Origin of the sequence: Zunongwangia sp. SCSIO 43204, assembly GCF_019904275.1 — a bacterium.
In the GTDB taxonomy this organism is placed as follows: Bacteria; Bacteroidota; Bacteroidia; order Flavobacteriales; family Flavobacteriaceae; genus Zunongwangia; species Zunongwangia mangrovi.
The window spans coordinates 1401963-1428357 of record NZ_CP063204.1 but is presented as its reverse complement, the minus strand read 5'-3'; the positions used below and the strand labels follow the sequence as shown (position 1 = coordinate 1428357).

20 protein-coding genes are annotated in these 26395 nt (G+C 33.9%); 10 read left to right on the top strand and 10 right to left on the bottom strand.

Annotation, left to right across the window (positions count from 1 at the left end):
- Positions 1–22: 22 nt before the first annotated feature.
- The 3 genes from INR75_RS06340 to INR75_RS06330 form a co-directional block, all read right to left on the bottom strand.
- On the bottom strand, positions 23–3190 hold the full coding sequence (locus tag INR75_RS06340; RefSeq protein WP_223091221.1) for an efflux RND transporter permease subunit: 3168 nt from the start codon (positions 3188–3190) through the stop codon (positions 23–25).
- A 36-nt stretch (positions 3191–3226) separates the two neighbouring features.
- Positions 3227–4402 carry an efflux RND transporter periplasmic adaptor subunit gene (locus INR75_RS06335; RefSeq protein ID WP_255584659.1) on the bottom strand — a complete coding sequence of 392 codons (1176 nt, stop codon included), beginning with the start codon at positions 4400–4402 and terminating at the stop codon, positions 3227–3229.
- 148 nt (positions 4403–4550) lie between these two features.
- Positions 4551–7193, bottom strand: a complete 2643-nt coding sequence (locus tag INR75_RS06330; protein ID WP_223091220.1) for a DEAD/DEAH box helicase — start codon at positions 7191–7193, stop codon at positions 4551–4553.
- Between the two features lie 603 nt (positions 7194–7796).
- Between INR75_RS06330 and INR75_RS06325 the strand changes: the two genes are divergently transcribed.
- The 3 genes from INR75_RS06325 (at position 7797) to INR75_RS06315 (ending at position 11855) form a co-directional block, all read left to right on the top strand.
- Positions 7797–8015: a hypothetical protein gene (locus INR75_RS06325; RefSeq protein ID WP_223091219.1), complete on the top strand. Its 219-nt coding sequence runs from the start codon at positions 7797–7799 to the stop codon at positions 8013–8015.
- A 395-nt stretch (positions 8016–8410) separates the two neighbouring features.
- The gene (locus tag INR75_RS06320; protein ID WP_223091218.1) at positions 8411–11023 is read left to right on the top strand and encodes a TonB-dependent receptor; all 2613 of its coding nucleotides are present in this window, start codon (positions 8411–8413) and stop codon (positions 11021–11023) included.
- 4 nt (positions 11024–11027) lie between these two features.
- Complete coding sequence (locus INR75_RS06315; protein ID WP_223091217.1) at positions 11028–11855, top strand: DUF4249 domain-containing protein; 828 nt, start codon at positions 11028–11030, stop codon at positions 11853–11855.
- A gap of 30 nt (positions 11856–11885) precedes the next feature.
- Here INR75_RS06315 and INR75_RS06310 read toward each other — a convergent pair whose 3' ends face one another.
- A complete protein-coding gene (locus tag INR75_RS06310) occupies positions 11886–12350 on the bottom strand; it encodes an Lrp/AsnC family transcriptional regulator (protein ID WP_084840535.1) in 465 nt (154 codons plus the stop codon).
- Positions 12351–12512: 162 nt separating this feature from the next.
- On the opposite strand from INR75_RS06310, the gene INR75_RS06305 reads away from it, so the two are divergent.
- Positions 12513–13631: a 5-methyltetrahydropteroyltriglutamate--homocysteine S-methyltransferase gene (locus INR75_RS06305; protein ID WP_223091216.1), complete on the top strand. Its 1119-nt coding sequence runs from the start codon at positions 12513–12515 to the stop codon at positions 13629–13631.
- A 172-nt stretch (positions 13632–13803) separates the two neighbouring features.
- A complete protein-coding gene (locus INR75_RS06300; protein WP_223091215.1) occupies positions 13804–14463 on the top strand; it encodes a nitroreductase family protein in 660 nt (219 codons plus the stop codon).
- A 270-nt stretch (positions 14464–14733) separates the two neighbouring features.
- Here the strand turns inward: INR75_RS06300 and INR75_RS06295 are convergent, their stop codons facing one another.
- The 6 genes from INR75_RS06295 to INR75_RS06270 form a co-directional block, all read right to left on the bottom strand.
- Positions 14734–15831, bottom strand: a complete 1098-nt coding sequence (locus tag INR75_RS06295; protein ID WP_223091214.1) for a Fic family protein — start codon at positions 15829–15831, stop codon at positions 14734–14736.
- Positions 15832–16152: 321 nt separating this feature from the next.
- Complete coding sequence (locus tag INR75_RS06290; RefSeq protein WP_223091213.1) at positions 16153–16410, bottom strand: hypothetical protein; 258 nt, start codon at positions 16408–16410, stop codon at positions 16153–16155.
- A gap of 17 nt (positions 16411–16427) precedes the next feature.
- On the bottom strand, positions 16428–17660 hold the full coding sequence (locus INR75_RS06285; protein WP_223091212.1) for a cytochrome P450: 1233 nt from the start codon (positions 17658–17660) through the stop codon (positions 16428–16430).
- A 69-nt stretch (positions 17661–17729) separates the two neighbouring features.
- A complete protein-coding gene (locus INR75_RS06280) occupies positions 17730–18215 on the bottom strand; it encodes a ferritin-like domain-containing protein (RefSeq protein ID WP_223091211.1) in 486 nt (161 codons plus the stop codon).
- Between the two features lie 38 nt (positions 18216–18253).
- Positions 18254–18997 carry a hypothetical protein gene (locus INR75_RS06275; protein WP_223091210.1) on the bottom strand — a complete coding sequence of 248 codons (744 nt, stop codon included), beginning with the start codon at positions 18995–18997 and terminating at the stop codon, positions 18254–18256.
- 367 nt (positions 18998–19364) lie between these two features.
- Positions 19365–20627 carry a DUF389 domain-containing protein gene (locus tag INR75_RS06270; protein ID WP_223091209.1) on the bottom strand — a complete coding sequence of 421 codons (1263 nt, stop codon included), beginning with the start codon at positions 20625–20627 and terminating at the stop codon, positions 19365–19367.
- Positions 20628–20945: 318 nt separating this feature from the next.
- On the opposite strand from INR75_RS06270, the gene INR75_RS06265 reads away from it, so the two are divergent.
- The 5 genes from INR75_RS06265 (at position 20946) to gntA (ending at position 26231) form a co-directional block, all read left to right on the top strand.
- Positions 20946–21149 carry a dodecin family protein gene (locus tag INR75_RS06265; RefSeq protein ID WP_223091208.1) on the top strand — a complete coding sequence of 68 codons (204 nt, stop codon included), beginning with the start codon at positions 20946–20948 and terminating at the stop codon, positions 21147–21149.
- Positions 21150–21225: 76 nt separating this feature from the next.
- Complete coding sequence (locus INR75_RS06260) at positions 21226–21669, top strand: hypothetical protein (protein WP_223091207.1); 444 nt, start codon at positions 21226–21228, stop codon at positions 21667–21669.
- Between the two features lie 856 nt (positions 21670–22525).
- A complete protein-coding gene (locus INR75_RS06255) occupies positions 22526–23416 on the top strand; it encodes a DMT family transporter (RefSeq protein ID WP_223091206.1) in 891 nt (296 codons plus the stop codon).
- Between the two features lie 526 nt (positions 23417–23942).
- Positions 23943–24512, top strand: coding sequence for a hypothetical protein (locus INR75_RS06250; protein WP_223091205.1), 570 nt, complete (start codon positions 23943–23945; stop codon positions 24510–24512).
- 1086 nt (positions 24513–25598) lie between these two features.
- Entirely contained in the window at positions 25599–26231 is a 633-nt protein-coding gene (gene gntA, locus INR75_RS06245) for a guanitoxin biosynthesis heme-dependent pre-guanitoxin N-hydroxylase GntA (protein WP_255584702.1), read from the top strand.
- The last annotated feature ends 164 nt before the right edge of the window (positions 26232–26395 follow it).

Below are 26395 nucleotides of genomic sequence, written 5' to 3'. Positions count from 1 at the left end.
CAATTTTTTAGTTGATTTTGGTTTACTCGGCATAACGATCCAGATTCATTTTATCATGAAGCACCTGAAATACATACGCCAGAACAGGAATTATAAAAATACCCAGCACGATTCCGCTAATCATTCCTCCGGCAGTACCAATACTCACAGAATGATTTCCCTGCGCTGAAGATCCTTCAGCAAACATTAATGGCACTAATCCCACTGTAAACGCTAAAGAAGTCATGATAATTGGTCTTATTCTTAATGCGCTCGCCTCGATCACAGCATCGAAAGCAGTAAAACCAGCTCGCCTTTTTTGCGCTACAAATTCTACGATCAAAATGGAATTCTTAGCCAGTAAACCTATAAGCATTATAATACCTATCTGCACATAAATATTATTGTCTATTCCTGCAATATTAATGGCGGTAAACACACCAAAAATCCCTACCGGTAGAGAAAGCATCACCGCTAAAGGCAATAGGAAACTTTCATATTGTGAAGCCAGGATAAAATATACCAGTAGAATAATAATTATAAATACGATAATCGTATCGCCACCCGAGTTCTTTTCTTCTAAACTCATACTGGTCCACTCGTAACTTAAAGTTCCTGGAAGTTTTTCAGCAGTAAGAGCTTCGATCATATTCATTACATCACCGGTACTATAACCTTGCGCTGGTGTTACGTTAATTTTCGCTGCGTTGTAAAGGTTGTAACGGTTTACCACCTCTGGACCATAAGTTTGTCTAAGTTTTACGATCGTATTCACCGGCACCATATCTCCTTTGTCGTTCTTAACGAAAATACTATTAAAGGATTCTGGCGATTCTCTAAACTGAATATCAGATTGCATGTACACACCATACTGCCTGCTAAATCTATTAAAATCACCGGGCTGAACTCTACCAAAATAAGATTGAATGGTAAACATCATATCTTTTACGCTCACTCCCATATTTTTCGCTTTCTCGTAATCGATATCCAAACGATACTGTGGAAAATTAGGATTGAAAGAAGTAAAAGCATTTTCCACTTCTTTTTGATTGTTCAGGGTATTTATAAATTCGTTTACAATTTGACCAAATTCACCCAAATCGCCATCTGCTCTATCCTGAAGCATAAATTGTACTCCATCGAAATTACCAAACCCCTGTATGGTTGGCCTTGGATACATATTAAAATCGGTTTCAGCAATTTCATCTAATTTGGACAATAAGTCTTTGATCACAGGTTGGATATCCTGAATTTCACCACGATCTTCGGCTGCTTTTAATTGCACATAGGCTAAACCAGAAGACGGACTATTAGCATTATCTACTACATTAAACCCAGAAACAGTATTCACTCCTTTTACCGCTGGTTGTAACTGTAAGATAGAATCGGCTTTTCTTAATGCCACATTGGTACGGTGAAGTGAAGAACCTTCAGGCATTTTCATGGATAAGATCAAAAAGTTATCATCCTCGGTAGGAATAAAACCACTTGGTGTAATCTTCGATAAAAATACGGTGAGCCCAATAATTACTGCTAAAGCACCCAGACCAACCCATTTTCTGTTCAGGATCCAACGAACCGCATTTAAATATTTTTGAGTAAAACGATCGAAGAAATTATCGAATTTCCTAAATCCTTTTCTACGTAACACTTTAGCCTTTCTAAATTGTCTATAGTTAGAAACAGCTTTGGTGATTCCTCGCTTATCCTTTTTTGTTTCCTTTTTTCTGAAGAAAATTTTACTAAGTACCGGCGTTAAAGTAAGCGCGTTAATTGCTGAAATTAATACCGCAAAAATTATCGTGTAGGCAAATTCCTGATAAAAGACTCCTACCGGACCACTTAAAAAACCTACCGGTAAAAACACTGCCGCAATCACTACGGTTATAGAAATGATCGCCCCGGTAATCTCGTCCATTGCAGAACTTACCGCTTCTTTAACCGGCATTTTGTGATGCGTCATTTTTTCGTGTATGGCTTCCATTACCACGATCGCATCATCTACCACAATACCAATAGCCAGCACCAGTGAGAACATACTTAATACGTTCATCGAAGCACCTATAATATTTAAAAAGAAGAAAGTACCTAAAAGTGATGCCGGGATAGAAATAGCTGTAATAAGTGTAGCTCTAAAATCCTGCAAAAAGATAAACACCACTAAGAACACTAGAATAAAAGCCTCCACAAGGGTATGCTCTACCTGGCTCATCGATTCTTCGATCTGGTTTCTTACACTATAAGTAATCTCGTAATGAACATCTTCTGGAAATAGTTTTGACTGTTCTTCTAAGATCTCACGAATTCGGCCATCAATTTCCATAGCGTTTGCTCCATTCTGCTGAACGATATCTATGGTTACCGAAGGTTTTCCGTTTAAACGGTTTTCACTGGTATAGTTAGAAGCACCAAACTCAACTCTTGCAATATCTCTTAAATGCAATGAAGTTTCGTCTTTGGTTTTGATCACCAGGTTTTCATAATCTTCTGGCTGATTAAAACGACCATCGTGCTTCATGATGATCTCAAAAAGTTCTTCAGAATTTTCACCAAATTTACCAGGAGCAGCTTCGAAGTTTTGATCCTTAATTTGATTATAGACGTCTCGTGGTGTGAGTTTATAGGAAGCCATTTTCTGCGGATTCAACCAAATTCGCATGGCATAATCACGTTGTCTTAGAATTGAAGCCTCAGCAAGACCGTCGACACGTTTTAGTTCTCTACGAATATTAATTCTCGTAAATGCATTTAAGAACGTCTCATCATAAGTAGGATCATCACTATAAATGTTAATAGTCATGATACTACCTTTCATCCTTTTCGTAACAGATATCCCAGCTTCTGAAACTTCTGGCGGAATCATCGAGGTAATCGTAGAAATTCTGTTTTGAATATCTACAGCAGCCAGATCTGGATCTGTACCTGGCTTAAAATATACGGTTACACGCCCTCTACCGGAGTTAGTTGCAGTAGAGTTGGCATAAGACATATTTTCTGTACCATTAATCGCTTCCTCGATAGGTAATAAAACAGATTTTGCAACAGTCTCTGCATTCCCTCCGGGGTAATAAACCTGTACACTAACACTAGGTGGAGCAATTTCTGGAAAACGTTCTATAGGTAAAGACGTGATACTCGCAGCCCCGGCAATAAGCAATATGATGGTAATGACCAGTGTAAGGACTGGCCTTTTTACTATTTTCTTAAACATGTAATTTTTTTTGGTTGTGGATTTCTGAAGCCTGGTTTATTCCTGAACCTGGGATAGCAGACGTCCTCTTTCGATAGGTTTTACTTTAATTCCGTTAGCCAGTTTATCGAGACCAGAAAGCACTATGCGATCATCAGGAGATAAACTTTTAGAGCTTACGATGTAATTATCGCCAGATCTTCCTTCAGTAATAATCTCTTTTCGTTGCGCTATATTATTTTCATCCAGCGTAAAAACGAATTTCTTATCCTGAATAAAAGTGGTAGCACTTTGAGGAACTAATATCGCTTTTGGATAAATCTCTTCCATTAAAATCTTCCCTGTATTCCCGGATCTTAATAAAGTATCTGGATTTTGGAATCTGGCTCTTAATGTAATAGAACCCGTAGTACGATCGATTTGTCCTGAATTAGCATCGATTCGACCTGAATGTTCATAAACTGAACCATCAGCTAATACAAGTTTTACCTTATTATTCATTTTATTAGAAAGCGTATCGTTCTTGGCTCTCTCGTAATACAAATAATCTGATTCACTCATTGAAAAATAAACGTAAATATCATCTACTTTGGATAATACGGTAAGTGGCTTTTCATCTGTTTGCTTTACAACGTTACCTGGAGATTTAGGAATTCGCCCCATAAATCCGCTTACCGGCGCTTTTATCGTTGTAAAATTTAAATTTATTCGCATGTTGGCAGCCTGAGCCTGCGCTCTTTCTAAAGAAGATAACGCCACCTGATAATCGGCTTCTACAGATTTCTTTCTAACTTCAGAAATTACTTCATTATCAATTAAAGGCTGCAAACGCTCTAGATCACTCTTTGCTTTTTCTACTTTGGCTTTCTCTAAATTCACATTTGCCATTGCATTTTTATAATCCTCCATATAAGGCTGACTATTCACTTTAAATAATGGCTGTCCTTTTTCAACAAAATCACCTTCATCTACATAAATCTCTTCCAGGATTCCGTCAACCTGAGGACGAATTTCGATAGTTTCGACTCCTTCTATAGAACCAATATATTCGAAACCTTTTGAGGCATTTTGTTCTTTAAGCGATACAACTGGTAAAGGAAGACCTTCGTCCACTTTTTCTTCTTCTTTACAAGACGAAAGGCTTAAAAGCATGCATGAGATGAACAAAATTGCAAACCTGTTCAACACTGAAAATTTATATTTCTTATCCATAATTACAGAATATTTCTGCATCAGATAGAGCAATTTACATACCTCTTAACTTCAAACGTTTTCGCGGCTAATTCTTTAACAATTATTATGAAATTATGTGGTATTCCACACCTGTGTTCACCACACATTATGTTGATTCTCTCCACAAAGTTTAAGGTTGCGGGAGCAATTAATTCTTCACAAAGCTTAATAAGCTACGTTGTGCAATATGTGGCTTTCGTTTCCAGAAACTATAATGAAGGGGAAAACATCTAATCCCTATTCTAGCCAAAGTTTTATATCGCTCTAGACTAAAAGCCTTCTCAAAGCTACCAGGATAACCAATTAGATCTATAAAATAATTCTTACTTCCGTTAGTTATTAGTATATCTAGAATGCAGCCAGCAACGGGATATCCACATTCGATTTTTTTGAAGTCTTTTTTTTCTAAAAAGCTCACTACTTCTCTCTGAAAACTATCATGCTCTTCTATTCTGGATGATTCGTGATCAAAATTTTTTATAAAATTCAAATATTCGAAAAGCAAGGAATTTTGATTAAGCTTTGAAAGTTCCACCGAGGTCACTATTGCCTGATAAGATCTAGCTCTGGTAATGGCTACATTAAAAACTTCGGGTTTATTTAAATGAATAAAAGCAGAATGATGAGATTCATTACAAACGCAAAATGAAAGAAATATAATTTCACGTTCAGATCCCTGGAAGTTATAAGGAGTGCCGCAAAAAAGCTTATATTTTTTTATTTCATTGATATCAAAAGTATCTCTGATGAGGTTTTTTATATATATAACTTGAGAATTGAAGGGAGATATAATGCCAAGCGATGGTTTTTTATGTGAACCTTTGTATTTCGTAACAATAGCTTTTAATCTCTCTATTATAAATTCTGCTTCACGCGTATTAACTCCTCTCTCATTTCGAGTTCCATCAACTTCAAAATAATCTAACTGGTTTTCATAGATGTGATCTGGCGTAGATTTTAAAACCTCTAATTGACCATTATAAAATTTCTGATTACTAAATTCTACTAAAGAGGGAGTAGATCTAAAATGCTCCCTTAAAAAAGTAATTTGATGTTGATCCTGAATCTTGGAAAGATATAAATCTAAAATACTTCTATTTCGATAATCTAAAGAGGCATCTTCAGGAAGATTGTATTGTTGCTGTAATTCTATTTGTTGAGCTCTAGAAACAAAAGAGTAATGCCTTAATTGATTTGGATCACCTATAATTACAGCTCGTTTTGCTCTGAAAATTGCAGGTAAAGCTGAGGCAATATCGCATTGCGTGGCCTCATCGATTAATACTAGATCAAATAAGTTTTCTTCTAATGGAAGTATAGAATTTAGATCTGAAAGATTTGCCAGCCAAACGGGAAATACTTTCAGGACACTACTTTGATCAATATCTTCTAAAATTCTTTTATAGACTGAAAAACTTGAAGAATCCAGAGCGTCATAAAATTTAGAAATATCTTTTCTATAATGTATCGAGCTTTTTGTAATATTACTAGCGATCTTATGCCTAGAGAAGACACTTATCTCTTTCTCTAGATCATTAAAAACAGTATTCATTTTATCGAATGTAGGAAGTAATTTCTCTCCCTTATACGAAATCTTACTCAAGTAAAATTTCTCCCATTTTTGCCATAAATTCAGATCATCATTAAATGAAAGATTGGATAATCTAAGCTCCTGTTCTATTAATTCTTCAAATTCAGATTCTAATCTTTCAAGTTGTCGAATTAGATAGTCAAACTTTTCAAGATTAACACCTCTCTTTCTACCAGAAACTCCGCTTAGATATTTCCTGATCTTTGACTTTAAGCTGACTTTATAATTAAAACCTGAGGTATGAATAAGATAATCTTTAAGTTTAAAATCATCTTCCAACATTTCTCTAATCACCTCTACAGCTTGTTTAGTTTTAGATACAACTAAAACAGAATTATTATTCATTAGTGCATCAACAACTATAGAATTTATGGTATAACTCTTTCCTGTACCAGGAGGCCCTATTATTACAGAATTTGAAAATTTATTCGCATTTTTAAGTGCTTCATATTGCTCACTATTTAACCGATTCTTATAAATACTTTGATAGCTACCTAAAAGATCTCTTTTATCGTTTAGCAATTTTTCCAAATTCTCACTAAACCTCTCGTGCTTCGCCATCTTTTCCAAATCGTTTAAGATCCTTAATGATGCTTCAGACTTTTCAACTAAGGCTGTGCCTGCGGCCGGAACAATCTTATAAATATTATCATTAAAGTTCTCTTTGCTAAGGTATTTTCTAATTTTAGCAGCATTCCAGACCGTAGGAAATAGCAAAAGATCTTCGGTATCCAGATTTAGTGTGCTTCGATCTAGGAAACTTTTAATTCCTATTAAATTACCTGCTTCAAGCCGACGAGTAAGCTCTTTTAAAAAATCACCTTTATCAACCTCATCATCTTGCAACTCTAATAATTGCAACGCATATCTGTTAATCTCGTAATTACTTCGATCTATTCTTAAAAAACTAAGACCTTCATTAATTTCCAATTCCGCAGGAAACAGAAAAAGTGGAGCACATATACGATTATCTTTTGCTATAGGGTTGTTCGCTTTTCCAAGAATAAAATAACAACCATAAAACAGTTGCTTTTCTAGATTATAAAGCTCTAATTCTTTATTTATTTCACCATATTTTTTGTTTGGATAAGGAATTATAGGTAATTCCTTATGAAGTAATTCTTCTTTATCATTGGCAAACCATTTGTAAGGATATTTGCTGGATAAAATATTCTGAAGAATAAATTCCTTATTATCCAACTTAAAGCATTCTTTAAAATAGGAATAAAAATCCTTTGGTATATACTTCACCCTAATCTTTGTATTGAATTATCAAGTTTAAATTTACAAATCTTTATATGAGTTTTTAGCATACCAATAATTTATATCCTTAAAACAAAAAAGCCTCTTCCCGAATAAACGGAAAAAAGCTTCTCATTGGAAACCTTCAGACTAAATTAATAGCCAAAAAAGGTTTACCTACAAGTTCCAATTTCTTGGAACAAACAACACAACTAAGTCTTAAGATTCATCAAAATCCAGATAAATTTCTTTTGAATCTCTAGCGGCTTAAACCACTTATATTTTTGATCTCCCAATATAAAGGAAGTAAACTTCGATATTTGATCCCTTAAAAAAGTTCAACGGTGAGCATTGAAAAAAAGGGCTGGCAAACTTACAACCTAATTTTAAATTAAACAAATCATTAATAATATCTACCCTAAATATACTTAATCAAGATCTATTTACGTTTTGGTAAAGAACCTCAAGACAGGTCCATGAGGGATTTTGAAAATCAACTCTAATTCGAGGCAAGCCTCGGAATTTATAATCTCGATTATCTAATAAAAAAGACTGCAATTAATGATCGTTGAAAGTTATACTTTAGGGATTCTGGAACAGGATAAATTAGTCCAGCTTTTAAAAGTGCTGGCATTTCAGTTTTCTGAATATGAAATACATCCATTTCAACTAGAAGATGAGATTTTAATCGTCGTTTCTTCAAAAACAGCCATAGACAAGCATTTTATGACCAGCGTTAAGCGCCAAGGCTTCAATTGCGAATTATTAATGGCTTCGTGATGAAAAAATCGAAAATAGACAGCAATTTTGACAAGTTTTGACAAGAAAGTCTACAAGTGATTTCTTCCGCAGAAAAACAAAAATCCAGAAAAAATTCTATCGCAAGAGCTTTCAAGAATCAGGTATAAATTCAGCCATTCTTTTAAAATATACTGCCGCAATATTGATATTGGCGATTTTAAGCAATGGTTTTTATATCGCTAATCACCCTGAAAAAGAAATTGCTTCACTGATCCATATTGAAAATCGGGGAAATCAACTTAAATTGATCTTTTTACCCGATAGTAGTGAGATTCGACTTGGACCAGGGTCTACGATAAGCTATTCGAAAAATTACATTCAAAAACGTCTAATTTCGTTATAAGGAGGCCTCGCCACCATCCAAAACATTCAAAATGAAACATATTTTTATCTGTTTTCTTTTTATTCACAGCCTAGGCTTTAGTGCACAAATGGCTATAAATATTGAAAAAGGCAGCAATATAAATACCCTTAAAAAGCAAATTGAACAGCAAACTAATTATAAATTGGCTTATGCTGAAAAAATGAGCTCTAAACTGAATGTTACTACTGAAATTAACTACGACAACATAAGTGTCACAGATCTTATTGAAAAACTAAACACTAGTTTACCGCATAATTTCAAGTTATTAGGTAATAATATTACGGTAAAACCCGGTGAACTGAAATCCCAAAATCTCCAGGCAAATTATACATTATCAGGAACTGTTTTCGATGAGGAAAACACTCCTCTTTTAGGTGCTAGTATTACTATTCCTAAACTTCAAAAAGGCACGACCACAGATGCAAATGGAAAGTTTTCGATACAACTTCCGCAGGGAAAACACGAAGTAAATATTAGCTTTTTAGGTTATAATACGATCACGGAAACTGTAACTCTTAATAAAGATATTGTCTGGACTCTAGAAATGGAGCCGGGCGGAGAAACGCTAGAGGAAGTAGTGATCGAGCAAACTAATAAGGCGGTGAATATTAAAAAACCGCAAATGAGCATGAATAGCCTTAGCATGAACGAGATCAAACAGATTCCGGTTGCTTTGGGTGAACCAGATCCTTTAAAATCCTTGCTTACGCTGCCCGGTGTGACCAATGCAGGAGAAGGTTCTTCTGGTTTCAATGTTCGTGGTGGCGCAGCAGATCAAAATTTAATTTTATTAGATAATGTTCCTATTTATAGCGATTCTCATCTTTTTGGTTTTTTCTCGGTTTTTAATGCTGATGCGGTTAACTCACTGGATCTTTATAAAGGCGGAATACCATCAAAATATGGCGGTAGAGTTTCTTCGGTTTTAGATATTACTCAGAATAATGGAGATTATCAAGATTTTAAATTTGAAGGTGGGATTGGATTGATCTCGAGCAAACTAAGAGTTGAAGGTCCATTAAAAAGAGATAAAGCCTCGTTTATGCTTGCCGGAAGAACCTCTTATGCTCACCTGTTCTTAAAATTGGCCGATAACGAAAACTCGGCACAATTCTATGATCTAAATGCAAAGCTGAATTATAAATTAAATGAAAATAACAGTCTGCATTTTTCAGGTTATTTTGGTAATGATGTTTTTGATATTAGCGATAGTTTTTCAAGCACGTATGGTAACACCATGGGAAAATTAAATTGGAAACATCGCTTCGGTAAAAATATAAACACAGATCTATCGATTTTCTATAGCGACTATCAATTCCAACTCAACTTAAACACACTTAGTTTTAGCTGGGACAGTAGGATAGAAAGCTACGGACTAAAATATGCCTGGCAACATTATATTTCAGATGATATTCAGCTTAATTATGGTGTCGATGCCACTTACTACGATTTTAACCCGGGAATTCTTATTCCAAACAATAGCGAATCTACCGTAAATTATAGAGAGCTAGATCGCAAATATGCTCTAGAACCTTCAGCCTACCTAGATGTAAATCAAAAAATTGGAGATCAATTAGAAGTGCGATACGGACTGCGATACAGTGCGTTTTATAGATACGGACCTCAAAATGTAAGTATTTACGAAAATAGCCCTGTAGATTATAATGCAGATTATAACATCTATCAGGAAGCAACACCGGTTGGAACTCAATTTTATGATTCGGGAGAATTGATATCAGATTTTAATAATTTTGAACCACGTGCTGCGCTATCTTTTATTCTGAATAATGAATCTTCCTTAAAAACCAGTTATAATAGAATGGCGCAATATTTACATATCGTTTCTAACAGCCAGTCGCCAACTCCGGTGAACATTTGGACGCCAAGCGGACCTTTTATAGAACCTCAGATCTTAGATCAATATGCTTTAGGTTACTTCAGAAATTTTGATAATAATACGTACAGTTTAGAAACCGAAGCCTTTTATAAAGATATCGATAATAGAATCGATTATGTAGACGGTGCAAATCTAATAGCGAACAACGATATCGAACAGGTGTTACTAAATGGGCAGGCAAGAGCTTATGGCTTAGAAGTTCTATTCAGAAAAAATAGAGGTGATCTTACCGGATGGATTTCTTATACTCTTTCTCGCGCAGAACAACGAACCGCTGGACGAACTCCGCAAGAACCGGGAATCGCCAATGGAAACTGGTATTTATCGCCTTATGACAAACTGCATAATCTAAGTGTTACGGGAAATTACGAGTACAGCAAAAAATGGTCTTTTAGTGCTAATTTTGCCTTGCAATCTGGCCAACCGGTAACCTATCCCAATGGATATTATGAATTTGGCGGCATCCCGGTACCTAACTATTCTTTACGAAATGAAAATCGTTTACCGCTTTATCATCATTTAGATCTGGCCGCGACTCTTACCCCAAAACCAAATAAAAATAAAGGCTGGCAAAGCTATTGGGTGTTCAGTATTTATAATGCATACAACAGGAGAAACGCCGCATCTATACGCTTTACAACTAACGATGCCACCGGAATAAATGAAGCCCGCAGATTATCGATTTTCGGCATTTTACCTAGTGTTTCTTATAATTTTAAGTTTTAATTCCATGAAATCTCTACACAAAAAATATATACTTCAGTGTTTCGCTTTGCTGTTATTAGCAACCACTTCTTCCTGCGAAGATGTTATCGATGTTGATCTGGATCAAGGGGAAGCCAGACTGGTCGTAGATGCTGAAATTATTTGGCTCTCTGGTACTTCCGGAGAAAATCAAAGCATTTATCTTTCCAGGTTAACCGATTATTATAATACGGAAACTACTCGTGTTTCTGGAGCTATTGTAAGTATCCAAAATCAGGATGAAGAATTATTTTATTTTACAGAATCTGAAACCGCTGGAACCTACACCTGCACTAATTTTGATCCTGAAATTGGCAGCGAGTACACCTTAAATGTTATTTTAGACGGCGAAGAATATACCGCTACAGAAACCTTAGTTGCTTCTCCTGAAGTTATAAGAATTGAACAATATGAAGATGGTGGCTTTTTGGGAGAAGATAAAGAAGTTCGTTTTTATTATGATGATCCTGAAGATGAAACTAATTTTTATCTGACCGACTTTCAGAGCGATGTGCTAAACTTCCCAGAATACGACCTTTCCAGTGACGATTTTTTTAACGGAAATGAAATGTACCAAAACTTCTCGCATGAAGATCTAGAGCCAGGAAGTGATATCGATATTACTTTTCGAGCAGTCTCAGAACAATTTCATGATTATATGGAACTTATTTTAGAAAGTGCTGTTGCCAATCCTTTTGGAACGCCACCTGCAAATGTTCGCGGAAACCTTGTAAACGAAACAAATCCAAATAATTTTGCCTTTGGTTATTTTAGATTATCCCAAGGCATACGTTTTAGATATACGATACAATAGTGAGATTATTTAAAATTAGCCTTAGTTATTTTAAATAATACCAATTCCGTAAGTATTTTTAATCTCGGTCATTACAAAAGTGCTGTGCGTACTGCCAATACTTTTTACACCGCCTAATTTATTAAACACAAAATCCTGATAATGCTTCATGTTTCGGGCATATACTTTCAGTAAGAAATCAAAATCACCTGAAATGTTATAACATTCTACGATTTCATCGATATCCATTATATCAGCTACAAATTGATTCCCGATATTCCTGTCGTGTTTTTTCAGTTTAATATTGCAAAAAACGATAAATCCCTGATGCAATTTTTCAGCATCTAAAATGGCGATATATTTTTTAATATATCCGTTTTTTTCTAATCGCTTTAAGCGCTCAAATACAGGAGAAGCAGAAAGATTTACCTGCTTCGCCAGCTCTTTTACGGTAAAATTCGAGTTCTCGTGCAGTATTTTTAAGAGCTTAAGATCTACCTCATCTAAGTTTTCCATAGGATATTATTCTTTTCAGGAATTAAAACATCTATTTCAAAAGTACAATATTCTTTACAGATTGTATTTTACAGTCATTATAACCGAATATTAGTTTCAGTTTAGATAAAACAACCCTAATATATAATTTTGACCATAATAAAAACCTAACAATAATTTATTATGTGTAATCATTTAACCAGTAACAAAACTGATGCTGTAGGCAGCTTTTTACGTCCCGAAGTTTTAAAAAATGCAAGAGAGCAATTCGCGAAAAACGAAATAACAGCAATAGAATTAAAAAAGATCGAAGATCAGGAGATCATCAAATTGATCGAAAATCAAAAAGAAGCAGGACTTTCCGCTTTAACTGATGGAGAATTTAGACGTAGCTACTGGCATCTGGATTTTTTCTGGGGATTCCACGGTATCGAACACTTTTTGAAAGATCAGGGATATTTATTTCAGGGAGAAGAAACCAGGAAAGATTCGGCTCGATTATCTGGAAAACTAGAATTTAATCCTGAACACCCGGTTTTTGAAAGTTTTTTATTTCTGAAAGAACACTGTGGAGAAGATCATACCGCCAGGCAAAGTATCCCTGCCCCTGCGCAATTATTTGCAGAGCTAGTGCGAGGTGATAATGAGGAATACGTGAAAAAGTTCTATCCAGACAGGGAAGAATTATTTAAAGATATTGCTGAAGCTTACCACAAAACCATTCTTAAATTATACGATCTGGGCTGCCGAGACTTAAAGATCGACGATTGCACCTGGGCAATGCTTTGTGATGCCGATTTTTGGAAAACAATGGCCGGTGAAGGTTTTGATCGAGAAGAACTTAAAGAAACCTATCTTAAATTAAACAATCTTGCCTTAGAAAATCTACCAGAAGATCTTCGATTATCAACCCATGTTTGTAGAGGAAATTATCATTCTACCTGGGCTGCTTCAGGTGGATATGAGCCTGTGGCGGATACGCTTTTTGCCAAGGAAAATGTAGAAAATTTCTATTTAGAATTTGATGATTATCGCTCTGGAGGTTTTGAGCCTTTACGTTTTATTCCGAAGCATAAAAAAGTGATCTTGGGTTTACTTACCAGTAAAAATGCAACTTTGGAAAATAAAGAAATTATTATAAACCGAATTAAAGAAGCGGCAAATTATGTGGATTTAGAGCGCTTAAGTTTGAGTCCGCAATGTGGTTTTGCTTCAACCGAAGAAGGAAATATTCTTACTGAAGAAGATCAGTGGAAAAAGATTAAATTAATCAACGAGATCTGTCAGGAAGTTTGGAATTAAGACTTCAGAAGTATTTTAAATAAGATTGCCTCGTTAGATTCTCTAGCGAGGCTTTTTATTCAGCAAAAAATGAAGTCTGAAAATAAAGAATATCGCTACTAAACTAAATGTTAGTGTTAGCTTTTGTAATTATTGTAGACCACTATAGTAAAGAAGAAAATTAAATAACTATATGAGTTTAATAGACGATCTAAAATGGCGATACGCCACTAAAAAGATGAATGGGGAGAAAGTTCCTCAGGAAAAAATAGATTACATTTTAGAGGCCACAAGGCTTTCACCATCTTCATCTGGATTACAGCCTTACAAGGTTTTTGTTATTACGGATAAAGCATTATTAGAAAAAATAAAAGATATCGCCTGGAATCAAGCCCAGGTTGTAGATTGTTCACATCTTTTAGTGTTCGCTGCCTGGGACAGCTATAGTGACGAGCGAGTTACAGAAGTCTTTAACTACACGATGGATCAAAGAGAACTTCCTCATAGCACCATGGACGATTACAAAGCGAACATCCTTAGCCTTTATGCTCCACTTGGACAGGAATGGCAGGCACATCACGCTTCAAAGCAAAGTTATATTGCTTTTGCAATGGCAATTGCAGCTGCAGCCGAGCAAAAAGTAGACGCCACACCAATGGAAGGCTTTTTAAACGATAAAATGGATAAATTTCTACAATTAGAAGGTACAGGATACAAAAGTACTTTATTACTTCCGTTGGGTTATCGTGAAGACCAAAATGACTGGTTGGTTAATATGAAAAAAGTAAGAACGCCTAAAGAAGATTTTATTACTGAAGTAAGCTTAGAAGATCTTAATTCTACTGAAGCTTAAAATAGCGCCAAAAAATAACGAATTTCAAGTTGAAGATCCTATCAGTTTATGATGGGATCTTTTTTTGTTTAAGCGTGAAAAAATCTGTGCTTAAATTATCTAAATTCAATCCATAAAAAAAGCCCTTCATTTCTGAAAGGCTTTTTGCAATCTTGCGGTCTGGACGAGACTCGAACCAAAAACGTAAATTATTGATTATTAAATATTTAAATAAATGAATATTTCTACATACACCAAATTCAGCACCTTTTAACAAACTTTAACATTAATTCATGTGAATTTTAGCTCATAATGTACACTCCGCCCTCCTCTTTGTGGTTTTAAAATTCCTTTAGAAGCCATATCCTGTAAATCTCGGGTAGCCGTAGCTTTTGAAGTTTTGGTTAGTGATATATATTTCTTTGCGGTCATTCCTCCTTCAAAACCTTCAACACCTTTATCAAACATTTTTAAAATCACTTTTAACTGACGATCATTTAAATTCTCCCGATGTTGATCCAGAAATTTTGCTTTTTTTAGAATAAATCGAATAACTGCTTTAGCATTTTTCTGGGCGGTCAAGATAGTCTTACAGAAATAAACAATCCAATCTGTGATATCCAGGGAGCGTTGTGCCATTTTTAAGGCTTGGTAATACGCTGTTTTATTTTGTTCGATTGCAGTAGATATACTTAATACCAATACCCTACTTAAAGATTCCGAAAGGCATTTATCTGCTATTGCTCTTCCTATTCGCCCATTCCCGTCTTCAAAAGGGTGTATCGTTTCATAATACAAATGGGCAATAGCTGTTTTGATCAATGAGCTACGAATCTCATTATTTTCAATCTCAAATTCGTTGTACCACTGTATGAACTGTTTCATCTCCATAGGAACATAATGAGATGGAGGAGCTTCGTAATGAATTTCTTCTCTCCCGTATCTCCCTGATACTATAAGCATGGGTTCCTCTCCAGATCGATAAGTCCCTGCCTGAAAATACCTGGATCGGTTAAATAACATCGCATGCCATCCCTTAATTAATAGTTCGCTTAGAGGTTCGAAAAAATTTTCTCTTACCTCCACCATTAATTCTGTAATCCCCCTGACTTTGATATCTCTAATAGTAGGACCATCTTCAATACCCAATCGATTTTTGATCGATGACATTACATCCTGACGACTGTAATATTCCCCTTCAATCGCTGAAGTTTTAATGGCCTCATCGACCATAAATTGTATAATCGCATCTTGTCTAAAGTCAGAAGGCAGGCTATCTATAATCCCTTTAACTTCACCTGTCTCTGAAGCGAATTCAATCACAATATCATCGATAGCTTTCGACTTATAGTCAAAAGAAGGCCAATTTTCAAGTTGCCAGTTATACATATGAGCCAGACAAATACATTATTCAGATCAAATATACGAAGTTTATGAGCCGAATAAAATTATAATTCGGCTCATTCATGATTACAGTAAGGGATTTTCATACGGTGCACATTTTTGTTCTATGTTATTTTCAGGAATGTTAATCGATATAGTTATTAACGAATGACCTATTTCGATATTCAAAACCATTAACTCTGATCAAATCGGTTCAAATAAAATTTGAGTTGAATAATAATTTGATCTCACTTAAATCTAATTGTATGTTTTAAGCATAATTACCTAAAAAACAGTACACTGTGAATACGAATAGATCAAATTTCATTATCTATTAGAATTATTTTTTCTACAATCTAAAATAGCGCTTATTAGACTATTTCTATCCATATTCTCATAATTATCAATCCCTAGATTTTTTGCATTATTTTTTAATTCTTCATTTGAATAGGATTTAATATTCTTTTCCTGAGAATACTCGTTGTTTTCCGATATTTCCGTAGCTTTTTTTTCGCTTACTCCATTTTTCCGAAGTATGTCATATTGTTCTTCATCCATAATCTTATCTTTCACTTTTTTCATCATACGTTTTTTTAGATAATTTATTCCATCGAATTTAATTTCGTCACTTTTGAAATTTTAATCCCATTGGCCGGTAATGGAGGAAACTGATTTTTTTTAATTCTCAAACTTTTACTCTTCACCGTGTAATTAATATCATGAATTAAAAAGTAAAGGTTGCGCTTCATTAAATTAAGAGTAATCCATTCACCGGCGCATCGATGGTTTTTGTAATGATCTCCTCCTCCTTGGGGGATTAAATTAAATGGTGAAATTTGAGCATTCATAAATCTTTCCGGATAAAATCGTTCAGGGGCTTTCCATAATTTTGCGTAGTGGTTGGTGGCGTATAGATCTAATAGTACACGTTGTCCTTTCGTAAACTTATGACCTTTAAATTCAAAATTTTCACGAATACGTCCTGAAATAACTGGAAAAAAAGGATAAAAACGTCTGACTTCCTGAATGAAATTTTCCCCGTATTCTTCGTAATTCTCTCTAAGTTTTTCTTTATAAGAGGGATAATCTTCTAAAGCCTTTAAGTTGAAGGCCATGTACCTGGCAACGGCTACTATTGGTCTTAACAGGTTTAGTATCTCTACCGCTACTGTTTGATCAGGTAAATGTTTTCCTTTTGGATTTTTGTAACCAATAAAACGATCGAATATAGTTTCGCTATTTTTTTTCTCATTTCGGTAGTTTTTAATCAATGACTTTACCCAATTCTCTGTTGCTTTTCTAGCGCTCCTTCCTCGCCAGTGCTGTATACCTATTTTCCCGGCCGAACTAATCATTCTTGAAATCCTGGGAACCTGATTAACTATATCTTTTTTTGTAAAGGGAAGGCCTATCCATTTACATGCGCATTTGAATAGTATACGCTCCATCTCATCAAAATAGTTTATCGAATTTTTTTCTTTCCAGTCTTCGACAGCTTCAAACCAAGCCTCATCAAAATAGGTGTTTAACTGATTTAGCGAATCTACATTCATACAGTGCATAAATAACTGTTTTCGGGCTTTATGTTGTTCCCCATCTAATCCCTGCACTCCATTAAGGCCGAAAAGTGTTTTTTTAAAACGTTTTGGGGTGGCCTTGTGACGGGAAAATTTTTCAGGATCATAGAATAAAGCAGTTGCTTCTTCCCCACGCAGGATATAATATTTTTTGAATAAAAGTCTGCGTTTTAAGACATTATTTTTAGTGGCATTAAACTGATCCAGAAAATAGTCGTATCCCTTAAACCAAAATCCTATACTGCTTTCTTCTACCATTTTTATAGTTTAATGATTAAAAAACCATCCAGAAACACTTCTGAATGGCCTTTTGTTTTATGTTATATGTTACTCCGCTTCTTTGTTGATTTGGTTGGTTGCCAGGCTGTTCAATTTCTCATCGGCAGCATATTCTTCCTGAAGGGTCTTGTCTAATTTTTCAGCAATATTGGTATAGCCCAGTTCTTTTGCGTATCGAACCAAAGTACCATAGCCTGAAATTTCATAATGCTCAATTCTTTGGGCATCTGCTATTATTCCGGCATCACGAACGGCATCAGTTTCCACTTCTTCTTCAAGAAAATTTTTTGCCTCTGTAATCAAGCCTTTCATTGCATTACAAACTTCTCCCGTAGGCTTGATTCCTATATCTTCGCATATATCCTTTAAGCGTTCCTGGTGTTGTTGGGTTTCTTTTAGATGTTCTTCAAAAGCTTTTTTAAGTTTTGCTGACTTGGCGTGTGTGACCATGTTAGGTAATGCGGCCACAAGTTGAGTTTCTGCGCTATAAAGATCTTTCAGTTGATGTTCAAACAGGTCTTTTAAGTTTTTCATGATATTAAGATTTAATTAAATTTGTAATTGTTTAATTATTAGATCAATGTATCTTCTGTTAGTTTTTTTAAAGTCACTATCATATGCTCATCTCTATAACGGATCTGATTTCTAAAAAGTTTTTTTTCATCAGGTGTAACGTTTAAGAATACTAACGTTTCTATACTTGCTGAAATTTTTTGCTCTTTGTTTAAACAATGGTTTAAAAAATCGGATTTACCTAAAAGTTGAAATTTTTTAAATTCGAGTAGAGAACTTTCAGTAAATTGGCGGTATTCTTCTAGGTCGTAATTATTTTTTAATAATTCTGCTGTTTGGAAGTGTATGTGAGCAAATTTGCTGAATATACTCTTAAAATATATTTTTTTACAGTTCTCTACTATTCTACGATAGAGCCAGTGGGTTTCTATAAGAGTTCTGTAAATGCGTTTTGCCCTCCATCTGATTACCTTATCAGAGCTAGAATTAGATAAATTCTTAGCCTTTTTTAAGATTAAAAATTTTTGTTTCCGATCCTTCGGACAATAATAGGAAATGCGTACACTCCCCAATGCTTCGGTGTCGTGGGCTGAATGGAATTCGCCATCTTGAGCAAAACCTCCCTCTGAACTCTCGGCAATTCCGGTAATTACACAATGGCTTATCTTTAGAAGTTTTTCCTTTTCAGCAACGGAAAAAGTATATTTACGCTCAAGTCGTTTTAGAGCTTGGCGTGAATTCATCTGATTTTTATATAACTTCTTTTTTTCTTGGGTTAGGCTAGCCTTCATCATCATCTTCATTTTTGGTTATTTCAAAAATAAATAGATTTAAAAAAAAGAAATATTTAAATATTATAATGTTTTCTAAAGGAATGAATAAACATTTATTAAAAAAAATACAAAATAATGAAAACACTATGATATTTATTTTAGAAAGAGCAAACTGGATGGATGTTCGAAGGTATATTTATTGGTTATGGAAGTTTCCTTAAAAATTGTAATGGAACTGGAAGAGAAATCTATTGATTTTTGAAAGCGCAACTCTAAATAATTAAATTCTATAATTATTACAGCAGACTCCGTTTAAACTAAGAACAGTTTATTTCTATATACATCGGTTTTAGTAAACACTAAACTTTACTATAATACCCAGAAAAATTATAAATAATTAATTTTCTACTACATTAATGCGATATACTTCGTAAATATTATTTATTTCATAATCCATATTATCCTTAAGATGTTTTATTATCTGTTTTTCAATTTGCTGATTAGAGGTTTCTAAATCTGCTTTTAGTACTGTAGCATTGAAGATGGCTACTGGTCTTTTATTATATTTTGTATTTGTAAAAGAAACGCTTTTCTCAAGAGTTATAATTGAAGGTTCTAATTTGAGTAACTGTTTTTGAAGTTCTTCAGTTAATTCGGTATTTAGACTGGCTTTTCGGTAATATGGAGTCTGGCTAAATTGCCAGAACATCATTATACCCATTGCCAATACTGCAATCGTAGTAGTTATTAATCTAGTACGTTTGGTACCATTCACAAATCTTACTCCTTTGGGTGTAACTTTTCCATAATAGTAGAAAATGAATGTTGCTGATAAATGGATTCCTAATAATTGAAGTATAATCCTATAGAGACTGCTTTGTACAACTTGCCATTCACCCATAAAGAGCCCCATTCCAATAAGTCCAACAGGAGGTGCTAGTGAGGCAGCTACCAGGATACCTACTGCTGCTCCTGATACCAGGCTGTCTCTTTCACTTTGACAAATGTTAATAGCACCAGCAAAGCCAGAAACAAGAGGTAGAAAAATTGCAAATTTCGAAACCTGACTGACTTCCTCCATTAAAGGAGTGAGGGTTTGAATAGGAAATAATACGCTCATAAGTAAACTTGCTAAAATTCCCGTAAGTATGGCTACCCCATATCTTTGTAAACTCCTTTTTAATAGGTCAAATTTACCGGCTGCGGTTCCTAATGCAGCATTCATAGCCGGGCCGGCAAAAGGAGCCACTAGCATTGCGGCAACTAAAAGATAAGTCGTGGTGGTAAATAAGCCTATCCAAACAAGAATTCCTGCTACAAATGAGTAGCTAATAAGACCAAAGGTGGAACCGACACTTTGAATACCTCCTAGATAAATTTCAAGAGAGCTTTTTTGCTGGACATCAGCTACCTGTTCTGGAGCCTCCATTGCAGGAGGGTATAGTGTTATGATCCCACGAGGTATAATAGCAATCTCAGGTTCTCCAAATTTATCTATACTTTCTAGAAAATTATTGACTTTGTTGTTAGGTAAGTGTGTAAAGAAAACTTCTTTTTTGTCTGAGGTAAAATGAAAAGTATTCTTTCCCTTATAATCCTCAATTGTATTTGAAACAGCGTCTCTATTTTTTTTGGGAATTTTAATTATTAATTGGCGCATAGTTATAGATTCATTTTTAAAATTAAGTAAAAGATAAAATATCTCTGACTATTAAATGATTAGATTTCATCCAATTCCTTATAAAATCAGGTTAAATAGAAATTTATGCTACTCTAACTATCTACAACGTTATTTCTCCCCCCCCATTAATGGGGTATTTTCGGATTTACTTTCTGTACGTCATAATGGAGATCTGGTTTCGTTTTTTAGGTTTTATTAAGAGAAAACAATTAACCTTTTGTTATAGTTTGTTAAACCGATGTTTTCTTCTAGTCTCTTTGGCTAATTTTAGAAGTGTAAACCTTTAAAAAAAAGATTATGAGTATTGTAAAAGTTATTGAAGTATTAGCAACATCTGAAACTAGTTTCGATGATGCTGTAAAAAATGCACTACAAGAAGCCTCTAAAAGTGTGAAAAATATCCAGTCCATCTATGTGAAAGAGATGAATGCAAACGTATCTAATAATGAAATTGTATCATATGCTGTAAACACAAAAATTTCTTTTGAAAAAGAAAGTTAATTAAAAGAGATGAGAAACGGAACTAGGGTATTATTTATTATACCTCTTCCGTTTTTCACTAATTAAAATTATTGTTATGCTTTCAACATTCTTCGTATTAGTTTTAATTTCGATAATTGCTACTAGTTGCATGACTTTATTTAGCTACGCATCATCGTCGCTAAAAAAACAAAAATTCCAAGAACCACATCTCATAAACGCTATTTTAAATGATTCTTCTATCATCCCTCATCCTTTAAGTAAAAATCATGTTTTAGGCTGGTTAATCCATTATACTATAGGATTAATATTTACAATGTTTTTCTATTTTCTTTATAAAATCAATTGGCTGGAGCTGGATGCCCTTCCGACCTTTTTTTTTGGAATAGGGATCGGGATAGTAGGCATAATTGGCTGGAAAATTATGTTTATTATTCCTAAAACACCACAGAAAATTTTCTTACGCAGATTCTATTTTCATTTAATATTAGCACATCTCGTTTTTGCGATCAGCCTTTCAGTAGCTGTTCTCCTTTGCTGAATTTAAAATTTTATTGGTCATTGCTAGGAAATATTATTTTTCTGAAATTAAAATGAATGGCATGCTACTAAGAAAAGAAGCGGAATAAATAGTTTCTTGGATTCCTTGTAAAAGATGTCTTACGGATAGCTCTAGGAGAGCTTTCTTGATAATTGTTTCCTACAATACCGAACGAGCCTCATCGGTACCAGAACTTTGTACCTTATTTATATTCCGGTTTGATAAACAAAAACGAAAGGTTGGCCGAGAATGACATTCAATCGGAAGTAGGTCACTGGTATCTGTAGTAAAAATAAAATTGAAAGCTACCAGTATTGAAGGTTTTCTGCTTTGATGCGGAATACAATTATCTAATTTGAATTGATAGATAAAAGCAGATTCAAATAAGTAGAAATAATGTAATGCTTCAACAATATGAATCGGAAATAAACTTATTGATATTACATCAGTTCTGGATGCAGAATTTATGAGTGGTAGTCTAATCAGGAAGAAAGTTAAGGGTGTTTATTTTTATAATTACAGCGGAGGCACGTAATTTACAAATCGATCATTCAATACTTGCCCTTATAGTGGAGAATTATCTAAAGCAGGTCATACCACTTTAAGTATATGCAAACCTGTACATTAACCAATAAATAGTGCTGCTAGTTATGCCTAGACCTACTGAAAAGCAAAAATTGTTTCATTCAAAGCGATCCGAAACCAAGTAGTCTTCATTAAGAAAAATTTGACTAAATATAAGCTTCTTAATTCTTCTAATCTCTTACATTCGTTACTACTTTATTCTTAAATATTTAAATTGAGTATATTCTGAATTAAGTGAGATTAATATACTATCCAGGTTAGAAATATTGATATGAAAAAAAGTACTATTCTGCTAATTTTAGCTTTCATATTATTATGGAATTCTGGTTTTATTGGTGCAGAGTTTGGCTTGCCATATACAGGACCATATACTTTGATATTCTTAAGATATTTGGCGGTAACTATCTTATTGATTTTATATTTATTGATAAGAAAAAGACTTAAATGGTATACTTGGAAAGTTGTAGGGATCAATATGCTCATTGGTTTCTTAGCCCATGGTGTTTGGTTAACCTGTGTATTGTTGGCCCTCAATACTAAAGTTCCAGCAGGGATTGTTGCATTGATTGTGGCTCTTCAACCACTAGCAACTGGTGCATTTTCGAGTTATGTTACAAAAGAAAAAACAAATTATTATCAATGGATAGGATTGATAATAGGTTTTATAGGAGTCCTAGTTACCGTAGCTTTTCGAATAGATTTAAGTAGGTCAGGATCTATTTTCGGTTATATTATCCCCTTGTTATCTGTTATAGCTATTACAATTGCTACTTTAATTCAGCGAAAAATGGATGTTAATAACAAAAAAGAAAAATTACCTATTGACCAATCCCTATTTTATCAAAGTTTAGCTACAATGCTTGTTTTAGCTATACCTGCAATTTTAGTAGAAAATTTGAAAACCGAATGGGTGTCAGAATTTACTTGGAGTATGCTCTGGCTGGTATTGGCTGTTTCAATAGGAGCTTATATCCTTATGCTGAAGTTAATTGACAGGTTAAATGCTACTAAGGTCGCAAGTTTATTTTATCTAGGTCCCCCTGTAACAATGTTCATGGCCTGGATAGCCTTTGGAGATAATATAAAAATTATGGATATAGTGGGAATTTTAATTGTATTTTTCGGTGTATATTTAACTAATAGATCCAGCGTAGGAAGTTAGAAACTATATCATTATTGATCAATGAATTGATTATACCATAAATAAATGAACTATAAGTTGAATATTTTAGCTGTCAGTTTTAAAATATACAGAAGGTTTACTTGTTTATACACATTTGAAGAGTACAACTGGTAGAAAGTGATATAATAAAAATTTACGAATGCTATTGAGTTTGTACATATTCGATGAAATTAATCCATATCTTATATGATGATGTTTTCATTAACCAGTTCTGAATACTAATATACTCCCAATCAAACCTTCAATCGTTAAAGTCGTTTACTACAGAACACTACAAATCATTAGTGAGGTATAGAAAAAAAAGAGTGGCTGCAATGCAAAATAAAAGAACTGCTATAATAACATTGACTGGAATTTTTTTAAACATATGTATACATTTTAGACTAAATTATAAGAATGAGGAAAAAATGAGGTAGTACATTGTGCAATTAACTTTATTTTAAGAGCTCTATGCGTTAAAATGTCTAGTTTGGCTGCTAAATATCACACAATCAATTTCAATTCAATGAGTTTTCCTTTCTTAGAAAACCTATTACGGTTTACCAGAGTACACAGCCCCGTGTTGGAGCGTAGGGAAATTTGTGGTGATGATCTGGTTTATCATTTTAACAATGATACCAAGATACTGGTTGAATTTCTACAGAAATATAATAGAATAAAATTTTTAAAAACAGCTGGATATCAAGATAAAACTTATTGGTTTTATGATGAACTGATTGAGAAATATTTTGGCTTAGGAATAGAATCTCAAAAAGGAAACTGTCAATTAATTTTCCGGTTTTTCGAAGATCACCTGACCATTAAACAGAATGATATTATTTCATTATTCTTTAATGATAATACCGGACTTTCTTTCATTATTAAGAATTCGCCTAAAAAAAAGAACAAATACAATGTTTGCTTTTATCAATGCAATTTGCGCTTAAATGAAGTTGATTTAAAGAAACTTTCTACACAAACAGTCGTAGGCTGGTGTCATTTTCAGCCTGGAAAACCTATAAAAAGATCTCCTTTCGAATCTGAAGATCAGTCAGTTTTACAATACATTTTTCAATGTTTCCGAGAATGTATGTAAAAAAAGTTTAGCTAGTATAATAACAGAGAGTTTAGTGAATTGCATACCACACTATTTTGCAGGTTGATTAGGTTCCTCTACAATGTTTTATACAAAAGTATTTACTTTCACTTTGTAAGTTATAGTGATTAAAGGAGTCCTGGCCGCGCCGGCGCTACTGCATTTCTGTGTATAATTACCCAAAAAGGTACTAAACATATGGTTCGCCCTCTTAATGGTAATAGCAGAAGGCAATAAATTTTCACTTTGACTGTACACATTGGCAGATTATATATGGATAACACTGCTTCACCATTTTAAGTGTGGTTTCTGTAGCTTTTCTAAAACAATAGGGAATATATTCCTTCTATAATTTATCATGCTCCTCGAAAACTATTTTAAACAATCTAAAAGTGGCAGTATCAGCGATTATATTATTGTCCTGAAGTTTCCAAAATCTATTTACGTATACTATTTCAAAGCGGATCTCCTATATCATCATATGCCAAAAGTACTTCTTGTTTATTCGTTTTGGTAACATCAATTCTTTCTCTTGTTTATACTCAATTAGCTATAAAATTACTTACTTACGTCTATCAAAACAAAAGCAATAGATCAAACGTTTCATAAAACCTTCTGAAATTAAGATATTCTCTTTCAGTTTATTATTTTTCATTAGCGTTGCCTTCTAATCTAACAGCAAATATATTTTGTAATTCTCTTCAGCTTTAATTTGTAATAATTTTTCAAAAGATATTCCGGGATTTTTGTTCTTGGATCGTTCATATTTATCTCTAAGTTAAAGAGCTCTTATCTCGGTATAGATCTAATATGGATAACCGGATGTGATTCTAAATTAAATAGGGAATATTTACTTATATATCAGATAAAATAAATAGAAATATTCTATTATTTTATCATTAAGTACTCAATTTAATTCAAGAGAAACTGTTAAATCATATACAAATGTGATCTAAACTGTTCTTGAAGATCTTGTTATATAATAACCAGCATTTTAATTTAGAAAAAAAAGAACATGATCTCTACCACCAATTTTCCAGAAGTTAATAAACTAAAATTATCCAATTTAAAACTCAAGGAACCTAAATATACGATAAAGTCTCAAAATTTATATTAACTAATGATCATCCATGTACTATGGCTAAAACCGTCTTTACTATGGATGATGTTTATTTAAAAACTTATAAAAATCTAGCTAATGTAGGTGAAACTACAAAGTTGTATCAGGATTTAAAATCTTACTTGGAAGATTATGACTTTGAATCGAATGGATTCAAAACTTTTATTGCAGTTTTTCCTAATAGCCCGGAATTTACCGAAATTCAGTTCGAAGAGCATATGTGGGAGCAGCTTATTCAACTCAATTCCATTGACGAGTATGATTGGGATCCCCAAGTTCAGAGTGATCCGACGAATGAAAACTTTAGTTTTAGCATTGCTGGAAAATCATTTTATATAGTCGGTTTACATCCTAACAGTTCGAGACTCGCACGCCGCAGTCCTTTTACTGCAATAGCTTTCAATTTACATTGGCAATTCGAGAAATTGAGGGAAATGGGAACTTTTATTCGCGTCCGAAATACCATTAGAAAAAGGGATAGGAAACTACAAGGAAAAATAAATCCCATGCTGGAAGATTTTGGCGCTAATAGCGAAGCGAAGCAATACAGTGGCCGTGAGGTTTCTGAACATTGGGAATGCCCATTTAAAAATAAATAACATATAATCATAATTTTTAAGCAGCCTTTATAAGTTTTAAATATATCATTATTTGTCTATGGTACTTTATTAGTACCCCAAATTAGACCTCTAATTAATATAAAATATTAACAGTCATTGCTGAATTAATACAAAAAAAGAGCGCTCCCCAACGCTCTTTTCAA